This window comes from Bradyrhizobium frederickii, assembly GCF_004570865.1.
GTDB classification, from domain to species: domain Bacteria; phylum Pseudomonadota; class Alphaproteobacteria; order Rhizobiales; family Xanthobacteraceae; genus Bradyrhizobium; species Bradyrhizobium frederickii.
In genome coordinates, this window is sequence record NZ_SPQS01000007.1 from 100,341 (window position 1) to 119,206 (window position 18,866).

17 protein-coding genes are annotated in these 18,866 nt (G+C 66.8%); 8 read left to right on the top strand and 9 right to left on the bottom strand.

Going from position 1 to position 18,866, the window contains the following annotated elements:
• Positions 1-120: 120 nt before the first annotated feature.
• The 5 genes from cobU (at position 121) to E4K64_RS14075 (ending at position 5,914) form a co-directional block, all read left to right on the top strand.
• A complete protein-coding gene (cobU, locus tag E4K64_RS14055; RefSeq protein ID WP_135164050.1) occupies positions 121-624 on the top strand; it encodes a bifunctional adenosylcobinamide kinase/adenosylcobinamide-phosphate guanylyltransferase in 504 nt (167 codons plus the stop codon).
• Positions 621-1,403 (top strand): adenosylcobinamide-GDP ribazoletransferase, encoded by a 783-nt coding sequence (gene cobS / locus E4K64_RS14060; protein WP_135164051.1) that lies wholly within the window; start codon positions 621-623, stop codon positions 1,401-1,403. The genes cobU and cobS overlap by 4 nt, the downstream gene beginning before the upstream one ends.
• A 4-nt stretch (positions 1,404-1,407) precedes the next feature.
• Positions 1,408-2,040 (top strand): 5,6-dimethylbenzimidazole synthase, encoded by a 633-nt coding sequence (gene bluB / locus E4K64_RS14065; RefSeq protein WP_135164052.1) that lies wholly within the window; start codon positions 1,408-1,410, stop codon positions 2,038-2,040.
• Positions 2,041-2,192: 152 nt separating this feature from the next.
• Positions 2,193-3,224 carry an ABC transporter substrate-binding protein gene (locus E4K64_RS14070; protein ID WP_135164053.1) on the top strand — a complete coding sequence of 344 codons (1,032 nt, stop codon included), beginning with the start codon at positions 2,193-2,195 and terminating at the stop codon, positions 3,222-3,224.
• On the top strand, positions 3,221-5,914 hold the full coding sequence (locus E4K64_RS14075; RefSeq protein ID WP_135164054.1) for a hybrid sensor histidine kinase/response regulator: 2,694 nt from the start codon (positions 3,221-3,223) through the stop codon (positions 5,912-5,914). Before E4K64_RS14070 ends, E4K64_RS14075 begins: the two co-directional genes overlap by 4 nt.
• Before the next feature lie 206 nt (positions 5,915-6,120).
• On the opposite strand, the gene E4K64_RS14080 is transcribed toward E4K64_RS14075, so the two are convergent.
• Complete coding sequence (locus E4K64_RS14080) at positions 6,121-7,029, bottom strand: LysR family transcriptional regulator (protein ID WP_167771997.1); 909 nt, start codon at positions 7,027-7,029, stop codon at positions 6,121-6,123.
• Between the two features lie 128 nt (positions 7,030-7,157).
• Between E4K64_RS14080 and E4K64_RS14085 the strand changes: the two genes are divergently transcribed.
• Positions 7,158-8,096, top strand: a complete 939-nt coding sequence (locus tag E4K64_RS14085; protein ID WP_135164055.1) for a ring-cleaving dioxygenase — start codon at positions 7,158-7,160, stop codon at positions 8,094-8,096.
• Positions 8,093-8,719: an alpha/beta hydrolase gene (locus E4K64_RS14090; protein ID WP_135164056.1), complete on the top strand. Its 627-nt coding sequence runs from the start codon at positions 8,093-8,095 to the stop codon at positions 8,717-8,719. The genes E4K64_RS14085 and E4K64_RS14090 overlap by 4 nt, the downstream gene beginning before the upstream one ends.
• Positions 8,720-8,781: 62 nt before the next feature.
• Here E4K64_RS14090 and E4K64_RS14095 read toward each other — a convergent pair whose 3' ends face one another.
• The 7 genes from E4K64_RS14095 to E4K64_RS14125 all read right to left on the bottom strand — a co-directional run bounded on the left by E4K64_RS14095 (position 8,782) and on the right by E4K64_RS14125 (position 16,908).
• A complete protein-coding gene (locus E4K64_RS14095) occupies positions 8,782-9,642 on the bottom strand; it encodes a L,D-transpeptidase (RefSeq protein ID WP_135164057.1) in 861 nt (286 codons plus the stop codon).
• 341 nt (positions 9,643-9,983) lie between these two features.
• Positions 9,984-11,480: an ABC transporter substrate-binding protein gene (locus tag E4K64_RS14100; protein WP_135164058.1), complete on the bottom strand. Its 1,497-nt coding sequence runs from the start codon at positions 11,478-11,480 to the stop codon at positions 9,984-9,986.
• Between the two features lie 55 nt (positions 11,481-11,535).
• Positions 11,536-12,540, bottom strand: a complete 1,005-nt coding sequence (locus E4K64_RS14105) for an ABC transporter ATP-binding protein (protein ID WP_135164059.1) — start codon at positions 12,538-12,540, stop codon at positions 11,536-11,538.
• Positions 12,537-13,550 carry an ABC transporter ATP-binding protein gene (locus E4K64_RS14110; RefSeq protein ID WP_167771998.1) on the bottom strand — a complete coding sequence of 338 codons (1,014 nt, stop codon included), beginning with the start codon at positions 13,548-13,550 and terminating at the stop codon, positions 12,537-12,539. Before E4K64_RS14110 ends, E4K64_RS14105 begins: the two co-directional genes overlap by 4 nt.
• A gap of 2 nt (positions 13,551-13,552) precedes the next feature.
• Positions 13,553-14,440: an ABC transporter permease gene (locus tag E4K64_RS14115; protein ID WP_126256002.1), complete on the bottom strand. Its 888-nt coding sequence runs from the start codon at positions 14,438-14,440 to the stop codon at positions 13,553-13,555.
• The gene (locus tag E4K64_RS14120) at positions 14,437-15,387 is read right to left on the bottom strand and encodes an ABC transporter permease (protein ID WP_135164061.1); all 951 of its coding nucleotides are present in this window, start codon (positions 15,385-15,387) and stop codon (positions 14,437-14,439) included. The genes E4K64_RS14115 and E4K64_RS14120 overlap by 4 nt, the downstream gene beginning before the upstream one ends.
• A gap of 99 nt (positions 15,388-15,486) precedes the next feature.
• Complete coding sequence (locus E4K64_RS14125) at positions 15,487-16,908, bottom strand: amidase (protein ID WP_167772014.1); 1,422 nt, start codon at positions 16,906-16,908, stop codon at positions 15,487-15,489.
• Positions 16,909-17,032: 124 nt separating this feature from the next.
• On the opposite strand from E4K64_RS14125, the gene E4K64_RS14130 reads away from it, so the two are divergent.
• On the top strand, positions 17,033-17,920 hold the full coding sequence (locus E4K64_RS14130; RefSeq protein ID WP_135164232.1) for a LysR family transcriptional regulator: 888 nt from the start codon (positions 17,033-17,035) through the stop codon (positions 17,918-17,920).
• Between the two features lie 6 nt (positions 17,921-17,926).
• On the opposite strand, the gene E4K64_RS14135 is transcribed toward E4K64_RS14130, so the two are convergent.
• Positions 17,927-18,862, bottom strand: a complete 936-nt coding sequence (locus tag E4K64_RS14135) for a carbohydrate kinase family protein (protein ID WP_135164063.1) — start codon at positions 18,860-18,862, stop codon at positions 17,927-17,929.
• Positions 18,863-18,866 lie beyond the last annotated feature (4 nt).

The following is an 18,866-nucleotide window of genomic DNA, read 5'->3' on the forward strand; positions in this document are numbered from 1 at the left end:
CTGCCTCCTGTCCCCGCCCCTGTTGCGCAAAGCAAGGCGCGAGCGCAAGCCCCTCCACGCCCGATTTCGGCTTTGTCTTTGGCCGCGATTGGTGGTTAGTCAGGCCTCCAGGAGACCTTCATGGCTGTCATCTTGATCACCGGCGGAGCGCGATCGGGCAAGAGCAAGCGCGCGGAAATGCGCACGCGCGCCTTTCCCGGACAGCCGGTCTATGTCGCAACGGCCGAGGCGCTCGACACCGAGATGGAAGCACGTATTGCCAAGCATCGCGCGCGGCGCGGAGCCGACTGGATCGAGCGCGAGGTACCGCTCGATCTCGTGTCCGCGCTGGTCGCGAGCGATGGCGACGGCGCACGGCTGGTGGATTGCCTGACGCTGTGGCTTTCCAACCTGATGCATGCGAGGCGCGACTGGGAGCGTGACGTGACCGAGCTCGCCAGCGCCTTGCCCGGTTTGAAGAGCCCCGTCGTCCTCGTCACCAACGAGGTCGGCCTCGGCATCGTGCCCGACAATGCACTGGCGCGCAGTTTTCGCGACGCCGCCGGGATCATGAACCAGACGATCGCGGCCGCCGCCGATGAAGTCGAGTTCGTCGTCGCCGGCCTTCCCATGAAATTGAAATGATGCCGCGCGCCGAGCTCCTCAAGGACATCGTCGCCGATCTCAGGATGGCGGCATCGTTCGTCACGATCCTTCCCGTGGCATCGTCGAAGCCGGCGCCTGACGGCGCCGTCGCGCGCGCGACCTGGGCGCTTCCCGTCGCGGGACTGCTGGTCGGCCTTGCCGGCGCTTTCGTCTACAAGGTCGCCATCCGGTTCGGGCTGACGCCGAGCCTTGCTGCCCTGCTCGCCCTGGCGACCACCGCCCTCATCACCGGCGCGCTGCACGAAGATGGTCTCGCAGATGCCGCCGACGGGCTCGGCGGCGGCCGCACGCGCGAGCGCAAACTGGAGATCATGCGCGACAGCCGGATCGGCACCTACGGCGTCTGCGCGCTGATCCTGTCGTTCGGCCTGCGCTGGAGCGCGCTCGCGACCATCGCCAATCCGTATTCCGTCGCACTCGCGCTTTGCGCCGCGCATGCTGCTGCCCGCGCCGGCGTGCCGGCCTTCATGGCGCTGGTCCCGCCCGCCCGGCCGGACGGGCTGTCGGCAAGCGCCGGCGCGCCGCCGGGCCGGAGCATCGCCATCGCCTTTGCAGTCGGAACGCTCGCGCTCGCTCTGGCTTTGGGGCCGGGCAAGGCGCTGGTCAGCCTGATCCTGCTGTCGCTCGCTGGATTGATGCTGGCGCGGCTTGCGATCCGCCAGATCGGCGGGCAGACCGGCGACATCCTCGGCGCGTTCGAGCAGCTGGGCGAGATCATCATCCTGCTCGTTGCCGCTTCCTTCCAGACGGGAGGCTGACCTCATGGCCGAATTCGACGACACCTTCCGCCGGCAATTGCGCGAGCTGTTCGTGTGGCGCCGCGACGTGCGCCGCTTTCGCAGCGATCCCCTGCCGGACGGCGCCATGGACCGCCTGATCGAGACCGCCTGCCTCTCGCCCTCGGTCGGCCTCAGCCAGCCCTGGCGCTTCGTCATCGTCGACGATGCCGTGCGCCGCCGCGCCGTGACCGACGATTTCAAGGCGTGCAACGCCGATGCGTTGAGTTGCTATTCCGGCGAACGCGCCGCGCGCTATGCCACGCTGAAACTGTCGGGCCTTGAACAGGCGCCCGGCCATCTCGCGGTGTTCGCCGACAAGAGCAGCGACATCGGCCACGGTCTCGGTCGCGCGACCATGCCGGAGACCACGGAATATTCCGTAGTCGCCGCCATCACCGCGATGTGGCTCGCCGCGCGCGCGGAAGGCATCGGCCTCGGCTGGGTGTCGATCCTCAATCCGGATCGCGTGCACGCCGTCCTCGACGTGCCAGATCCCTGGAAGTTCATCGCCTATCTCTGCATCGGCTATCCCGAGACCGAATGCGACCGGCCGGAGCTGGAGCAGGCGAAATGGGAGCATCGGCGCGGGGCGGACGAGTTTACCTTGCGGCGTTAGCGCACCGGACCATCCCTCGGGCCGGGTACGAATACGGTATCGAGTGCCAAGCGCTGCGAATGAACATTCACAAGCGCTTTTTGATCAATTGTGGACACCGGCCGTTCGCGCTAAGCATCCGAACCGGGGCAAGCCATCATGCAAAGCACTCCATGACCAAACTGCCTTCCGCTTTCGCGGTCGATCGCCGCGGCTTCATTCGTGTTGCGGGAGCAACCGCCGCGGGATGGATCGCGCTCGGCGCAACGTCGGACCGCATGCGGATCGTCGCATCGTTGACCGCATTGCCGCTCGACGACGAGCTGACGAGGCGGAGCATGATCGACAGCGCGACCTCTCGTCTCGGCAGCCTCATCGTCGGCTTGAGACAGCGCGGCTGGGTCGAAGGCGTCAACTTCCGCCTCGAGCTGCGTTCGAGCTTCGGCGCACCGGACCGGCTGAAGGCGGCCGTTCAGGAACTGCTCGAGCTCAAGCCGGATGTGATCCTGACGGGATCGACCGTCGAAACCGCAGCGGTCCTCGCCGCCACCAAGACCGTTCCGATCGTCTTTGCGACCGCCAACGATCCCGTCGGCAATGGCTTCGTCGATAGCCTTGCCCATCCCGGCGGCAACGTGACCGGCTTCACCAACAGCACCGCCGAGATGGGCGGCAAATGGCTTCAGCTCATCCGGGAGGCCGTGCCGGATCTCGCGCGCGTGGGCGTTCTGTTCAATCCGGCGAGCACGCCTCGGGCGGGACGCTTCTTCCTCGACTCCATCGAGCAACAGGCGGCCCAGTCCGGCGTGTCGGTCCTCCCCGCCCCCGTCAATGCGCCGGCGGACATCGACGAAGCCGTCAGGCGCTTCTCCGAACCGCCCAAGGCGGCGATGATTGCGCTGGTCGACAGCTTCCTCGTCGTCAACCGGCAGGCGGTCGTCGCGGCGGCAGTCAAGTATCGCGTGCCGACGATCTATCCGTTCCATTACTTCGTGGATGCCGGCGGGCTGATGAGCTACGGGCCGACGCTGGAAGTACGCTCGGCCGACTACGTCGATCTCATCCTGCGCGGCACCAAGGCAGGTGATCTTCCGGTGCAGTCGCCTCGGAAATACGAGCTCCTGATCAACCGCACGGTTGCGCGCTCGCTGGGATTGACCATTCCGTTCACGCTGCTCGCGCGCGCCGACGAGATCCGCGAGTGAACGAGACGGTCGACCAGGGACATTTGCGGACGCCTCCCGGGCGGCTGTTCCGCAAATATCTCTACTCGATCCTCGCCCTCGCCTTTGCCGCGCTCGCCATCAACACCGGCTTCGACGTCTGGTTCTCCTATCGCGAGCAGAAGCAGCTTCTGGCGGCAACCCAGCGCGAGCAGGCAGCGTCCGCGGCGATCCAGATCGGCCAGTTCGTCGGCCAGATCGAGAACCAGATCAGATGGCTCTCGCGCCTGCCGCCGGAGCTGTCGACCAACGAGGACGAGCGCCTCAACGCCATCCGTCTCCTGCGCCTTTCGCCGGCGATCGCGGAAATCGCCGAGCTCGACTCGCGCGGGCTCGAGCAGGTGCGCGTGTCCCGCCGTGTCGCCGACAGGATCGGCAGCAAGGCCGATCTGTCGGCTTCGCCCGCCTTCCGCGGCGCCAACGAAAGCCGCGCCTATTACGGGCCGGTCTATTTCTTCGCCGACACCGAGCCGTTCATGACGCTCGCCACGCGCGGCACCGGCCGCAATCCGAATGTGATCGTCGCCGAGGTCAATCTGCGTTTCATCTGGGACCTCGTCACCGGGATCAGGGTCGGCAACACCGGCAAGGCCTATGTGGTCGACCGCATGGGGGTCCTGATCGCCCATCCCGATCTGTGGCGGGCACTGCAGCGCAGCGATCTCTCCGGCCATGCGGACGTGCGCGCCGCGCTCGACGGCGTGGGGCCGCCCTCGGGCGGGTTGGTCAAGGAGGATCTGACCGGCCAGCGCGTGCTGTCGACCTATGCGACGGTGCCCTCGCTCGGCTGGCTGGTGTTCGTCGAGCTGCCGCTCAGCGAAGCCTATGCGCCGATCTATGCATCGATCGGCCGTTCGACCTTTCTCCTCGTCGTCCTGCTGATCGGTGCGGTGCCGGTCTCGCTCTTCCTCAGCCGGCGCATGACCGGGCCGATCCAGCTGCTGACGCAGGGCGCCCGGCGGATCGGCAGCGGCGATCTCGGTCTGCGGCTCGCGATCAGGACCGGCGACGAGCTGGAAGCGCTCGGCGACCAGTTCAACCGGATGGCGGCGCACTTGCGCGAGTCCTACGCGACGCTCGAGCGCAAGGTGATCGAGCGCACCTCGGAGCTGGAGAAGGCTCGCGATCACGCGCTCGCCGAGCACGACGCCGCCGAGCGCGCGCGCAGCGCGGCGGTGGCGGCCAACGAGACCAAGTCGCGCTTCCTCGCCGTCGTCAGCCACGAGCTGCGCACGCCGCTGAACGGCGTCATGGGCGTTGTGCAGCTGCTCGACGACGGCAGCCTCGGTGAGGCGCAGCGGCGCCACCTCGCGACTGCGGCCGCGTCGGGCGAGACGCTGATCGCGCTGGTCGACACCATCCTCGAATATGCGCGCCTGGAGGCCAGCGCTGAAACGCTGGAGCCGCGCAATTTCCGCCTCGACCAGCTGATCGAGACGACCGCCGAGCTGATGCGTCCGCAGGCCGTCGGCAAGGGACTGACCTTCGACCTTGCCTGCGATGCGTCGGTCCATACCTCGGTGCATGGCGATCCAGTCAGGCTCAATCGGATCCTGCTCAACCTGATCGGCAACGCCGTCAAGTTCACGCCGTCGGGCGGGATCGCCGTGGCCGCAGCCGCCGAGCGGCACGACGATCATGTCCTGCTGCACCTCACCGTGCGCGACACCGGCATCGGCATTGCCCCCGAGATGCACGAGCGGATTTTTGAGGATTTCGTGCAGGCCGACGACAGCATCGCGCGGCGGTTCGGCGGCACGGGCCTCGGCCTTGCGATCGCGCGGCGTCTGGCCCGCCTGATGCGCGGCCAGTTGACGGTTGCGAGCACGCCAGGGGTGGGCAGCACATTCAGCTTCGAGGTGCCGCTGGGCCTGGCCACGAGCGGCGTCGCGCAAGGCGCGCTTCCGCCGCCGTCGCGGCCGCGCCGCGTGCTGCTGGTTGACGACGACCCCGTCAATTGCGAGGTCGGGGAGGCGATCCTGAAGCGGCTCGGCCATGACCCCACGATCGCCAGGAACGGCGCATCGGCCGTCGAGCTCGCCGGCGATCATTCGTTCGACGTCATCCTGATGGATCTGCACATGCCCGACATGGACGGCGTCGAGGCCGCGACCCGGATCGGCGCACTCGATCTGCCGAAGATACCGCGCATCATCGCCGTGACGGCGGACGTGTCGTCCAGCGCGCGCGAGCGGCTCGCAGACGCCGGCATCGTCCGGATCATCAGCAAGCCGATCCTGATCGGCGCGCTGCGCGAGGCGATCGAGGACGATCCGGAAGCCGAGCCGGCCGCCGCGCAGCTTGCCGCGGGCGCATTGATCGACCGGCATTTTTTCGACGACCAGCGCGAGCTGCTGGGGGCCGCACAGATCGCAAGCCTGCACCGTCTGCTGCGGGAAACCAGCGACAGGCTGATCGCCGACATCGTCAGCGCCGCGGCGGCCGGCGATCACAAGCAGCTGGCGCGTTCCGCGCACCAGCTCGGCAGCGCCGCCGGCGCGCTCGGCCTCGTCCGCCTGTTCGAACGCTGCCGCGAAGTCGAACTGGCTGCGCCCTCGATGTCTCCCGCCGAATGCGAAGAAGCCGCGCAGGGACTCGCTGCGCTTCAGGAGGCCTCGATGAACGCATTGGACCAATTGCTGCGGCCGGCCGAGCAGCGTACGGTCGGCTAGACAATCACTTGGTATGCCATGCACGACATACAACTCGATGCAAGCAGTTGGAAAACGGCTCAGGATTTTCGACTAGCGCTCAAGGCTGCAATGGGAGCGCCTCAGCGATTGCGGAGACACGAGCGCGCAGGCTTGCCCGCATTGGTGAGGATGTGGAAGTTCGGCTCGAAATCGAGACCTGACATGGGCGCGATCATGAGTTGTCCTCAACGCGTTCGCACGCCCTCGTCCTCGCGGCCAAACCGCTCGACCAGGAAGTCGATAAAGAGCCGCACCTTCACCGACAGATGCCGCGTCGGCGGATACACCGCATAGAGCGCGAGCGGCGGCGCGGCATAGTCGTCGAGCACGGTTCGCAGCTCGCCCTTCGTCAACGCGTCGGCAGCGATGAACTCCGGCAGCAGCGCCAGCCCCCTGCCCTTGATCGCGACATCACGCAGCACCTCGGCATTGTTGACGCAAAGCGACCAGGCCGGCTGGATCCAGTGGTCGCCGTCGCGGCCTGTGAGCTTCCACTGATTGCCGGTCAGCAGGAAGCCGTAGGTCAGCGAGACATGCTCGCGCAGATCCTGCGGATGCTTCGGCGTGCCGTGACGGGCGAGATAATCCGGCGAAGCGCAGACCATGCGCGCCACCGGCATGATCTTTCGCGCGATCAGGCTCGACGATTCCAATTCCGCGATCCGCAACGTCACGTCAAAGCCGTCCTGGACCGGATCGAGCAGGTCGTCGCTGAGCACGATCTGGAGCTGAAGCTCCGGATATCGCGCCATGAAATCGGCGAGCACGGGACCGAGCCGCATCGTGCCGAACGACATCGGCGCATTGACGCGCAGCAGCCCGCGTGGCGCCGACTGCGCCTGCGTCACCGCCTGGTCGGCCGCCTCGACCTCCGAGAGGATGACGAGCGCGCGTTCGAAATAGCGCTTGCCGTTCTCGGTCGGGCTGGCGTGCCGCGTGGTCCGGATAAGCAACTGGACCCCGAGGCTCTCCTCGAGGTCGGCGATGTATTTGCTGATCGCCGAGCGCGACAGCCGCAGCTGCCGGCCGGCTTCCGCAAAGCTGCCGCTTTCCACCACCTTCACGAAGGCCCGGAGGCTGCCGAGCTTATCCAAGGGCCGCCTTCGCCGATTGTTTCCAAATCGTAGACATTGTGGTCATATTTGCATGGATTGTCTCCAATCCAAAGCGGAACAATATTTCCGGCCAGAGCAAGACGCTCCCCGAACTCAGGAGGACGACCATGTCTGGACTGCACCATGTCACCGCGATCGCCGGCGACCCGATCCGCAATTTCGGCTTCTACACCCGGGATCTGGGCCTGCGCTTCGTCAAGAAGACGGTCAATTTCGACGATCCCGGCACCTATCACTTCTATTATGGCGATGAGACCGGCCGCCCCGGCACCATCCTGACCTTCTTTCCCTGGGCCGGCGTGTCGCCCGGCCGCCGCGGCGTCGGCGAGACCCATCAGACCGCCTTCCGCGTGCCGGAGCGCTCGCTCGGCTACTGGACCCAGCGCTTCACCGAGAAGGGCATTGCCTATGAGGCATTGGAGAAGCGCTTCGGCGAATCCGTGCTGCCGTTCACCGATCCTGACGGCATGGCGCTCGCGCTGGTCGGGGTATCAGGCGCCGAAGGCGAACCCGGCTGGAGCAATGGCGACGTGCCGGCGGAGCATGCCATCCGCGGCTTCCACGGCGTGACCCTGCTGCTCGACAGCGCGGCGAAGACCGCCGCCGTTCTCACCGACGTCTTCGGCTTCAAGGAGACCGGCCGCGAAGGCTCGGTGATCCGCTTCAAGGCTGCGGGCGATGCCGAAGGCAGCATCGTCGACATCTACGAGGCCAAGGGATTTTTGCGCGGGCATCAGGGCGGCGGGTCGGTCCATCACATCGCGTTCCGCGCGGCCGACGATGCCGAGCAAGGCAACATGGCGCAAAAGCTCGTGAGCAATCACGGCCTGCATCCGACCGAGCAGAGGGACCGCAACTACTTCCGCTCGATCTACTTCCGTGAGCCCGGCGGCGTGCTGTTCGAGATCGCGACCGACATCCCCGGCTTCGCCGTCGACGAGCCCGTCGCGACGCTGGGGCAGGACCTCAAGCTGCCTGCTTTCCTCGAGCAGCACCGCAAGCAGATCGAGGGCGTGCTGCCGAGCCTGGAAGAGACCGCGTCATGACCGAGAGTGCCTTCATCCACCGCTTCGAGCCCGCGACCCGCGCGGGCTCCCCTCCGCTGCTGCTGTTGCACGGCACCGGCGGCGACGAGAACGACCTGCTCGGGCTCGGCAAGATGATCTCGCCCGGCTCCGCCCTGCTCTCGCCGCGCGGCCGCGTGCTCGAGCACGGCATGCCGCGGTTCTTCCGCCGCCTCGCCGAAGGCGTGTTCGACGAGGCCGATGTGCGCCGCCGCGCGCACGAGCTCGGCGACTTCGTGAGCGAGGCGCGGCAGCGCTATGGCATCGGCGCGCCTGTCGCGGTCGGCTTCTCCAACGGCGCCAACATCGCCGCCGCGCTGTTGCTGCTGGAGCCGGACGTGCTTGCCGGCGCGATCCTGCTGCGCGCGATGGTGCCGCTGTCTGATGCGCCAACGGCGGATCTTGCAGGCAAGCCGATTCTGCTGTTGTCCGGGCAAGGCGACCCGATCGTGCCGGCTGGCAATTCGGCGCGGCTCGCGGCCCTGCTCTCGCAAGCAGGCGCGAGCGTGACCCACAGGGTCCTGCCGGCGGGCCATCAATTGTCGCAAGCCGACGTGACCCTCGCCCGCGACTGGATCGGCAATCTTGAAGCGAAAGCCGCATGAGAGAAGCGGCGCATCGTTGTCCGAACGATGCGCCGCCGCCTTCACTCGTACGAAGAGGTGAGCTACTGGACCTCGGCGATTTCCGGTGCAAACGACGGCGTCTTCGCGTGAGCCGCCAAGGACCGGTTCGACGGCGATGCCGGGTCCGGCAACCGGAAAGCGGCGTCGGACGGCACGCCCTGGGAAGGTCGACGCGCAGCATTCGTCGGAAGCACGATCACTTTCGCTCCGATCTTCACCCGCTCATAGAGGTCAACGACATCCTCATTGGTCAGCCGGATACAGCCGGACGAAACCCGCTTCCCGATCGTATCGGGCTTGTTGGTGCCGTGAATTCGATATTCGGTCTCGCCCAGATACATCGCCCGGGCGCCGAGCGGGTTGCCGGGGCCACCTGCCATGAACCGCGGCAGATAAGGCTGACGGGAGACCATCTCCGCGGGCGGATGCCAATCCGGCCATTCTGCCTTACGGGCCACAGTCTGCTCACCGGACCATGTGAAACCTTCGCGGCCGACACCGATGCCGTAGCGCATCGCTTGCGTGTCGTTCAGGACGAAATAAAGAAACGTGTTCTTGGTATCGATGATCACGGTGCCCGGTGCCTGGCGGCTTGCATAGTCAACCACCTGCCGGACAAAAGCGCCGGGACCGTCAGCGGCTTTTGGTGGCTCGACCAGAGGCGCCGGGGCCGGAATCGGAGCCGGAGCCGACACTGATGCATGAACCGGAGGTGCCACGTAAACCGGAGTTGACGATGCCTGGGCTTGAGGCGCGGACGGCTTCCGCGCCGTTTGCACGCTCGCTGGGCGAGACAGCAAGCCGTAGCCCAATGCGGCGACCGCCACGGCGCCAATTGCAACTCTGGCGGCCATTGGTATTGCGAGCGTCTCCGCCTTCCTGCGTTTGGCCCGCTTGCTCATATGCTTCCCCAGGTCACCATGCCCAAGAGAAGTATCCAGCAAGTTTTAAGAAACTTCGAAGCGAGTTCGTTCAGATTGGAACCGGCAGCGATGGTTAACGCCGAACTATTTTCCGTCGTTGCGTCCAAACCAACTCGCTCAAACGAGAAGTCGGCCCAATGCAGGCTAGCCCGCCCTGACGCGTCAGCCATTGAACGGCGCAACGCGCAAGCCATTGAAATGACTACGCCCGGCTACTGTGCATGGGGTTGTTTTTCAGTTTTTGTCTTGGCCCCCCGTGATCTTCTCTCTCATCGGGAGAAATCGACAAGTAGATCATCTCGACCTGATCTCGCCGCCCCCTACTCCCAATACCAGGTCGAGAAATCGTTCTCGTATTGAGGCACGTCCTTCCAGACGCCCTTGAGCTTCTTGTTGGTGATGGTGATCAGCTGCGGCTGGTAGAGGTAGGCGGAGACCGCGTCGGTGGCCAGCATGCGCTGGGCGTCGCCGAGCAGCTTGGCGCGGGCGGCTTCCTCCGGCGTCGACACGATCTGCTTGTAGAGCGCGTTGAACTTCTCGTTGTTGTAGCCGAGATAGTAGTCCGGCTCGGTGATCTTGACGAGGTCGAACGGCTCGACATGGCTGACGATGGTGAGATCGAAATTGTGCGGACCGTTGGGCGCGAACACCTGCGACAGCCACTGCGCCCATTCGACGTTCTCGATCTTGGCGACGATGCCGACCTTGGCGAGCTGCGCCGCCAGGATCTCGCCGCCCTGCCGCGCGTAGGACGGCGGCGGCAGCTTGAGCGAGAGCTCGAGCGGCGTGGCGACGCCGGCCTCGGCCAGCAGCTTCTTGGCCTTCTCGGGGTCGTAGGGATTGATGCCGGTGGTGTCGACATAGCCTAGCGCGCCCGGGACGTAGAAACTGCCGATCGGCGTGCCGAAACCATCGACGGCGCCGTCGATCATCGCCTTGCGGTCGATCGCGGCGAGGATGGCGCGGCGGACGCGGACGTCGTCCAGCGGCTTCTTCCGGTGGTTGATGCCGACGATCGTCTTGGCCCTGGAGCCGCCGACCTGGACGTTGAAGCGCGGATCGGCCTTGAACTGCGCGATCGTCCGCTGGGCGGCAACGCGCGGGAACGCATCGACGTCACCCGAGAGCAGCGCGGCGGTCTGCGCCGCCGGTTCGGAGATGAAGCGGATCGTCACCTTGGATAGCTTGACCGCAGCGGCACTGCGGTAGTCGGCCCATTTGGTCAGCGTGATCGAGGAGCCCTTGGCCCAGGCCCCGAGCTGGTAGGGCCCGGTGCCGACCGGCTGCGTGACGTTGGTGGCCGCGCTCTTCGGCTCCACGATCGAGCCGCTCGCCTGTCCCAGCAGGAACGGCAGGTTCGGCTCGCCATATTTCATGGTGATCGCAACGGTGTCGGCGTCGGGCGCATCGACCTTCTCGAAGGCCTGGAACAGGCTCTTGTCCTTGTTGGTGCTGGTCGGCGCGGCGTTGCGCTCGAACGAGAACTTCACCGCGGCGGAATTGAACGGCTCGCCGTTGTGGAATTTGACGCCCTTGCGCAGCTTGAACGTATAGGTCTTCAGGTCGGGCGAAGCGGTCCAGCTCTCGGCCAGCAGCGACGCGACCGAGCCGTCCTCGTTGATCTTGGTCAGCGTCTCGTAGATGTTGTAGAGCGTGACCTCGGCGATCGCGGCGGCGGCGGCATTGGTGGGATCGAGGCCCGGCGGCTCCAGCGCCATCGCCATGACGACGCTGTCCTTCTTGCCTTGCGCCAGCACCGGCAAAGGCGCCGCGACGAGCGCGGCGGCAACGGCAACAATCGACAATTTCCTCAACATGCGCAACTCCCCGGCCTGTTCCGTTCTTCAGCCTACGCCAATCCGGCTCCGGACACTAACCTTCCATGGCGACCTGCGGCAACGCCATCACGGCCTCCGCCCTGTGGCAGGCGGCAAGGTGTCCCTCGCCGACCTTGCGTAACGCAGGCAGGGCCTCGCGGCAATGCTGCTCGGCGAGCGGACAGCGCGCGACATAGGGGCATCCGGCCGTCGCCGCCGATTGCGAGGCGATCGCCTGGCCGCCGCGCCGCCGCCGACCGCCGCCGGCACGCGCCCGCGGCACGGCCTCCAGCAGCGCCCGCGTATAGGGATGGGCGCAATGCTCGAACAGGTCTTCGGGCCGCCCCTGCTCGACGATGCGGCCGAGATACATCACCGCGACCTCGTCGCAGAGATAGTCGACGACGGCGAGGTCATGGCTGATCAGGATGTAGCTGAGGCCGAACTGCTCCTGGAGATCCTGCATCAGGTTCAGCACCTGGGCCTGCACGGAGACGTCGAGCGCGGAGACCGGCTCGTCGGCGACGATCAGCTTGGGCTGGGTGATCAACGCGCGCGCGATGGCGATGCGCTGGCGCTGGCCGCCGGAGAACTCGTGCGGATATTTCTCCATGTCCGCATCGCGCAAGCCGACCTGGCGCAGCGCCGCCGCGACGCGGTCGCGAAACCTGGAGCGGTCGGCCCCCTCCAGCACGGTCAGCGGCTCGGCCACGATGCGCGCGATGGTCTGGCGCGGATCGAGCGAGCCGTAAGGATCCTGGAACACCATCTGGAAATCGCGGCGGGCGCGGCGCAATTCGTCCGCGGGGATGCGGTTGAGATCACGGCCGAGCAGCGCGACCTGTCCCGACGTCGGCCGCTCCAGCGCCATCACCAGCCGCGCGAAGGTCGACTTGCCCGAGCCGGATTCGCCGACCACGCCGAGGCTCTTGCCCGCGGCAACCTGCACGCTCACCCCATTGAGCGCGCGCACCTGCCCCGGCGGACGAAACAGGCTTTCCCGCGGCAGCGCATAGCGCTGTTCGAGATCCTTCACGTCGAGAAGCGGCTCGGCGGTCATGCGGTCAGCGCTCCGACGCGTTCTGCCATCGACACATCAGTCCTGATGCAGCGCACGCCATGGCGCGGTCCGACCTCCACCATCGGCGGCAGCGCGGCGCGGCACGCATCGATCACCAGGGGACAGCGGTCGGAGAAGGTGCACCCCGCTGGCAGATCAGCCAGCTCCGGCACCGTGCCCGATATCGTCTGCAGCCGCGTCCCCTTGCGCGCGCCGAGCTTCGGCCGCGCGCGGAACAGGCCCTGCGTATAGGGATGGCCCATGCGGCGGAAGACCTCGTCGGTCGGTCCGCTCTCGACCACGGCGCCGCCATACATCACCATCATGCGCTGCACGTTCTCGGCAATGACGCCGAGATCGTGTGAGATCAGGATCATCGACATGCCGCGCTCCTCGACGAGATCGGCAATGAGGTCGAGGATCTGGCCCTGGATGGTGACGTCGAGCGCGGTGGTCGGCTCGTCCGCGATCAGGAGGTCCGGCTCGCAGGCGAGCGCCATCGCGATGGTGATGCGCTGGCGCTGGCCGCCGGAAAACTGGTGCGGATAGGCGTCGACACGCCGCGCCGGATCGGGCAGTCCGACGCGGTCGAGCAAGGCGATCGTCTCGCTGCGTGCCTGCGCCGCCGAGTATGTCTTGTGCCGCCGCAGCGGCTCGGCGACCTGGTTGCCGATCGTGTGCATCGGGTTGAGCGCGGTCATCGGCTCCTGGAAGATCATGCTGATGCGGTTGCCGCGCAGGCGGCAATATTCCGCATCCGGTAGCCCGGCGAGCTCGTGGCCGTCGAGCTTGATGCTGCCCGAGACCACGGCGCTATCAGGCAGCAGTCCCATCAGGGACATCGCGGTGACCGACTTGCCGCAACCGGACTCGCCGACGAGCCCGAGCGTCTCGCCGCGCTTCAGCGAGAAGCTGAGGCCACGTACGGCCTGCGCCGGCCCGCGACTGGTGTTGAGGCGGACCCCGAGGTTTTCAACTTCGATCAGCGGCATGTCGGAGCGCTCGGCCATCGTCATCGCTCCCGCGCCAGTCTGGGATCGAGCAGGTCGCGCAAGCCGTCGCCGAGCAGATTGAGGCCCAGCACCGCGACCGCGATCGCCGCGCCCGGATAGACCGCGAGCATCGGCGATTGGAACAGCAGGCTCTGCGCATCGTTCAGCATCCGCCCCCAGGACGGCTGCGGCGGCTGCGTGCCGAGGCCGAGATAGGACAGCGCCGCTTCGGCGAGAATGGCGAGCGCGAACTGGATGGTGACCTGCACGATCAGGATCGACAGGATGTTCGGCAGCACGTGCTCGATGGTGATGCGGAAGCGCCCCTTGCCCGCGGCGCGCGCGGCCAGCACGAATTCGCGCGCCCAGATCGCATTGGCCGAGCCCCGCGTCAGCCGCGTCAACGTCGGGATCTGGAAGATGCCGATTGCGATGATCGAGGTGACCATGCCCGGCCCCGCCACCGCGGCGAGCATGATCGCGGACAGCACGGCCGGAAAGGCGAAGGTGAAGTCGGAGAAGCGCATGATGATCTCTTCGGTCCAGCCGCGCCGCGCCGAGGCGATCAGACCGAGCGTGACGCCGAAGGTGAGACCGATGCTGACGGCGATGATTCCGACCATGATGGTGGAGCGGGCGCCGGCGAGCAGCAGCGAGACGATGTCGCGGCCGAAGGAATCGGTGCCGAGCCAATGCGCCGCCGACGGCGGCCGCAGCTTCGAGGCGATGTCGATCTCGTAAGGCGACCACGGCGTCCACACCAGCGACAGGAGCGCCGAGGCCAGCACGAGAAGGCTCAACGCGCCGCCGAGAACGAAGCTGCGGTGGCGCAGTGCGCGGCGCCAGAAGGTCCGGGCCGGCAGTGGCCGCGTTGCGAGCGGCGCGTCGATGGTCATAGGCGCGCTCACAGGTCGTGGACCTTGATGCGGGGATCGATGAAGGCGTAGAGCACGTCGACCACGAAATTGACGATGACGACCATGGTCGCGAGCAGCATCACGCAATTGCGCACCACGATCAGGTCGCGGTTGGCGATCGACTGGAAGATCAGGCGGCCGAGACCAGGCAGGTAGAACACGTTCTCGATCACGATGGTGCCGGCCAGCAGATTGGCGAATTGCAGACCCATCACCGTCATCACGGGGATCATGGCGTTGCGCAGCACGTGGCTCCACAGCACCTCGCGCTTGCCGAGCCCTTTGGCACGTGCGGTGCGGACGAAATCCTCGCGCAACACTTCCAGCACGGCGGAGCGCGTGACGCGCGCGAGGATCGCGGCCTGCACCACCGCGAGCGAGATCGCCGGCAGCAGCAGCGATTTGAAGCCGAGCCAGATGCCGTCCTCCCAGCCGGCAAAGCCGCCGGCCGAGAGCCATTGCAGCCGCACGGAGAACAAGAGCACCAGCAGGATCGCAAACCAGAAATTGGGCAGCGCGATGCCGATCTGCGTCAGCGACATCACGCCGACGTCGCCGAGCTTGTTGTGGTTGGCGGCGGTGTAGATGCCGGCGGACAGCGCCAGCGTCACCGTGATCGCCATGGCCATGATCGCGAGCGGAACGGTCAGCAGCAGCCGCTCCCCGATCAGGCTGGCGACCGGCGTGCCGTAGACATAGGAATTGCCGAGATCGCCGGAGAGAAGTCCCTTGATCCACTGCAGATAGCGAACCGCCAGGGGCTGGTCGAGCCCGAGCTTGATGGTGAGCGCGCGCACCGCGTCCGGCGAGGCATCGGCGCCCATCAGCATCTGCGCGGCATTGCCGGGAAGCGCGTCGAGCACCAGGAAGATGATCAGCGAGGCGCCGACCAGCGTCGCCAGCAAGGTCACCAGACGTCGGAGGACAAATACGCTCATGCGCGCTCGGCTTCAGGGCTCAGCTGCGGCACGATCAACATGTCCGGACGCCGGAGGCAAGTCCCTTGCGCACGAGCCCTGTGCTTCATGCCCGTCCCCTCAAGCCGGCCAGCGGGACAGAAGGTCGCTCGACGGCTCGAACAGCGCGCTGACGCGCAGCAGCTCCGCATCACCGCGGAAGCGGCCGACGAGCTGCAGGCCGATCGGCAGGCCGTCGCGGCCGAAGCCGCAGGGCACGCTGATGGCGGGATGGCCGGTCATATTGAAGGGCATGGTCCAGGGGAACCAGTGCGGCCGGACGCTGTCGAAATGCCGTCCATCGATCTCGATGGTGCCGAACAGGTCCTGGCCGATCGGCAGTGCGGTCCGCGTCAGGGTCGGCATCGCCAGCAGGTGCCCGCGCACAAGTAGCGATTGCACGCGGCGGAACAGCGCGGTGCGCGCGAACATCGCTTCCTGATAGTCGACGCCGGTGACCTCGGTCGCGAGTGCGAGCTGCTTGAGAAAGGCCTCGCTCAGCTCGTCCTTGTGCTCGGCGGCGAGCTTGGCAAAGCGCGCGCGCCAGACCGTGTGGTTGATGGCGCGCCAGATCGGCTCGATGTCGAAACCGTCGCCCGAGAATTCCTCGAGCTCGGCCCCTAACCCTGCCAGCCGGTCGAGGCTCGCCTTGAAACTGGCGGCGACTTCGGCCGACACCGGACGGCCCGGCGGCGTCAGGCAGTACAGGATCCTGAGCCCGCGCAGATCGCCGCGCGGGGCCGCGGTGCCGATGAAATCCGGCACGGGCACGCCGATCGACCAGGGATCACAGGCGTCCTCGCCCGCCATGGCCTGCATCATCAGCGCGGTGTCGGCGACGGTGCGCGTGGTCGGCGTGACATAGGTCTGGTTGCCGAATACGTCCAGCGCCTGGCTGTGCGGGATGATTCCGTTGCTCTGCTTCAAACCCACCACGCCATTGCAGGCGGCGGGAATCCGCGTCGAGCCGCCGCCGTCGGTCGCAATCGCAAGCGGCGCGATGCCGCTGGCGACCGCAACCGCCGCGCCGCCGCTGGAGCCGCCGGACGAGCGGCAGGCGTCCCAGGCGTTGCGGGTCCGGCCGAACAAGGGCGAATCCGTCAGGCATTTGCTGCCGAATTCCGGCGTCGTGGTCTTGCCGATCAGGATGGCGCCTTCGCTGCGCAGCCGCGCCACCGCGACGGCATCCTCGGTCGGCACGTTGTCCTTGTAGGGAACGGCGCCGAAGGTGGTCTTGACGCCTTTGGTGTTGACGATGTCCTTGACGGTGACCGGGATGCCGTGCAGCAGGCCGAGCGGCTCACCGGCCATCAGCTTGCGCTCGGCCGCGCGCGCCTGCGCCATCGCCTCGTCGCCACAGAGCGTGATGAAACAGTTCAACTCGGGTTGGAGCGCCTCGGCGCGCGCAAGCACGGCACGGACGATCTCGACCGGCGAAATCCGCTTTGCGGCGACGAGGCCGCGCAGTTCGGTTGCGGACAAGAGACAGGGGTCGCCGTTCATCGCCACGTCACGCTCCGGAGCGGGCCGCCGTTGGCCCGAGGACATTGACAGCGAGAATGACAGTTTTGTTAACTCGCCGTCCAATACGATTTTGATCGCCAACCCATACGTTTTCGGTATGCCAATGGATCTTCGCCGGCTCCGCTATTTCGTCGCCGTCGCCGAGGCGCGCAGCATCGGCAAGGCCGCCGAGCGGCTGCGGATGGCGCAGCCTCCGCTGTCCGTCCAGATCCGCAAGCTCGAGGCCGAGATCGGGGCGCCGCTGTTCCGCCGCGGCACCCGTGGCATGGATCTGACCGAGGCCGGCCAGGCGCTGCTGGCCCGCGCGAGCGAGGCGCTGGCGCTGGCCGTCGACGGCGCCGAAGCCGCGCGCGCGGTCGCCGCCGGCAAGCGCGGGCGGCTCTCGGTCGGCTACATGTTCGTGCTGGCGAATGCGATGCTGCCGCGGCTCATCCCCGAGCTACGGCGCTCGGTTCCCGGCGTCGACCTCGAATTCGCCGAGCTCAGCGCATCGACGCGCGAGGCCCGGCTGCTCGATCGCAGCGTGACGGTCGCGCTGTGCATGCCGGCCATCAACCATCCCGAGATCCAGGTGGCTAGGATCGGCGCACAGCCCTTCATGCTGGCAATGCCGATCCGCTCGCCGCTCGCACGGCTCGTCGCGGTGCCGATGGAGCGGTTGCAGGGCCGCCCGCTGATCGCGTTGCCGCCGCCGGAGCAGGATCCGGCCTCCTCCGCAGTCGCAGCCATGCTGCGCCGACATCAGATCGTGATGCCGATTGCGAGCCGGGTGGAGACAGTGCATTCGGCGATGAGCCTGGTTCTCGCCGGCGAAGGCTTTGCGATCGTGCCGGCCTGCGCCAAGCTCGGCGCGCCACGCGGCATCGTGTTCAGGCCGCTGCGCGATGCAGCCGATTCCATCGACATCGCGGTGTGCTGGCGAAGAGATTCCCAGAGCCCGCTGATCTCCAGATTTCTCAAATGCGCCGAGAAGGTTGTCGCGCGGATATGAGGCGCGCTACCAGTTCCCACTCATCTCATGGCTCCAGGGCGGATCGGCGCCCGGGCGCGTGCAGGTGAGGCCGGCGCAACTGGCGGCAAAGGACAGCGCGCGGCGGAGCTCGTCGGCACCGATGTCCTTCAAGGCTTCCCGGGCAATACGACCCTGCTTGTGCAGGGCAAAGAGCAGCGCCGCCTGAAAGCTGTCGCCCGCGCCGATCGTGTCAGCGACTTCGACCTCGGGCGCTGCGACCTCGATCTGCCCTGCCCCCGCGTGCCACGCGATCGCGCCGTTATTGCCGCGGGTGATGACGACGAGGCTGGTGCCCTGCCCGAGCAGCACGCGCGCGCGCTGCTGATACGGCTCGTCGCCGAAGAGATAGTCGAAGTCGACATCCGACATCTTGATCAGATCGGCCTGGTTCGCGAACTCGGCCATGCGCGCGAGATAGGCCGGCTTGTCCTTGACCAGATTGGGCCGGCAGTTTGGATCGAAGGAGATCGTCGAAGTCGGCCGTGCGTCCGCGATCAAGGCCCCGGTCTCGGCCGCGCCCTGGTCGTTGACCAGGGTGGTCGAGCCGATGTGGACGGCCTCAACCGTGTCGAAGGGAATGGACCCGCGCCGATAGGTCCAGTTCCGCGTCGCGGTCTCGGCATCGTAGAAGGCGTAGTGCGACTCGCCCGCGACGATGCGGACGAAAGCGAGCGTGGTCTGACGATCGCTGCGGGTCGCGAGATTGAGTTCGACGTGAGAGGCCGCGGCATGATCTGCGATCATCCGCCCGAACAAATCGGTCGAGATGCCGCCGACAAAGCCGGTCGGCGCGCCCAGCCGCGCCATGCCGATCGCGACATTGAGGCAGGAACCGCCGACGGCCGGCATCACGGCCTCGCGCCCCTCGCCGGTTCGCGTCGGCACGAAATCGATCAGCGCATCGCCGCAGGCAATCAGCATGTCA

Bases quoted from the DNA above. Each gene is read 5' to 3' on its own strand.
- cobU (WP_135164050.1), top strand. From the start codon at position 121: ATGGCTGTCATCTTGATCACCGGCGGAGCGCGATCGGGCAAGAGCAAG.
- cobS (WP_135164051.1), top strand. From the start codon at position 621: ATGATGCCGCGCGCCGAGCTCCTCAAGGACATCGTCGCCGATCTCAGG.
- bluB (WP_135164052.1), top strand. From the start codon at position 1,408: ATGGCCGAATTCGACGACACCTTCCGCCGGCAATTGCGCGAGCTGTTC.
- E4K64_RS14070 (WP_135164053.1), top strand. From the start codon at position 2,193: ATGACCAAACTGCCTTCCGCTTTCGCGGTCGATCGCCGCGGCTTCATT.
- E4K64_RS14085 (WP_135164055.1), top strand. From the start codon at position 7,158: ATGTCTGGACTGCACCATGTCACCGCGATCGCCGGCGACCCGATCCGC.
- E4K64_RS14090 (WP_135164056.1), top strand. From the start codon at position 8,093: ATGACCGAGAGTGCCTTCATCCACCGCTTCGAGCCCGCGACCCGCGCG.
- E4K64_RS14095 (WP_135164057.1), bottom strand. From the start codon at position 9,642: ATGAGCAAGCGGGCCAAACGCAGGAAGGCGGAGACGCTCGCAATACCA.
- E4K64_RS14100 (WP_135164058.1), bottom strand. From the start codon at position 11,480: ATGTTGAGGAAATTGTCGATTGTTGCCGTTGCCGCCGCGCTCGTCGCG.
- E4K64_RS14105 (WP_135164059.1), bottom strand. From the start codon at position 12,540: ATGACCGCCGAGCCGCTTCTCGACGTGAAGGATCTCGAACAGCGCTAT.
- E4K64_RS14110 (WP_167771998.1), bottom strand. From the start codon at position 13,550: ATGGCCGAGCGCTCCGACATGCCGCTGATCGAAGTTGAAAACCTCGGG.
- E4K64_RS14120 (WP_135164061.1), bottom strand. From the start codon at position 15,387: ATGAGCGTATTTGTCCTCCGACGTCTGGTGACCTTGCTGGCGACGCTG.
- E4K64_RS14125 (WP_167772014.1), bottom strand. From the start codon at position 16,908: ATGAACGGCGACCCCTGTCTCTTGTCCGCAACCGAACTGCGCGGCCTC.
- E4K64_RS14130 (WP_135164232.1), top strand. From the start codon at position 17,033: ATGGATCTTCGCCGGCTCCGCTATTTCGTCGCCGTCGCCGAGGCGCGC.
- E4K64_RS14135 (WP_135164063.1), bottom strand. From the start codon at position 18,862: ATGCTGATTGCCTGCGGCGATGCGCTGATCGATTTCGTGCCGACGCGA.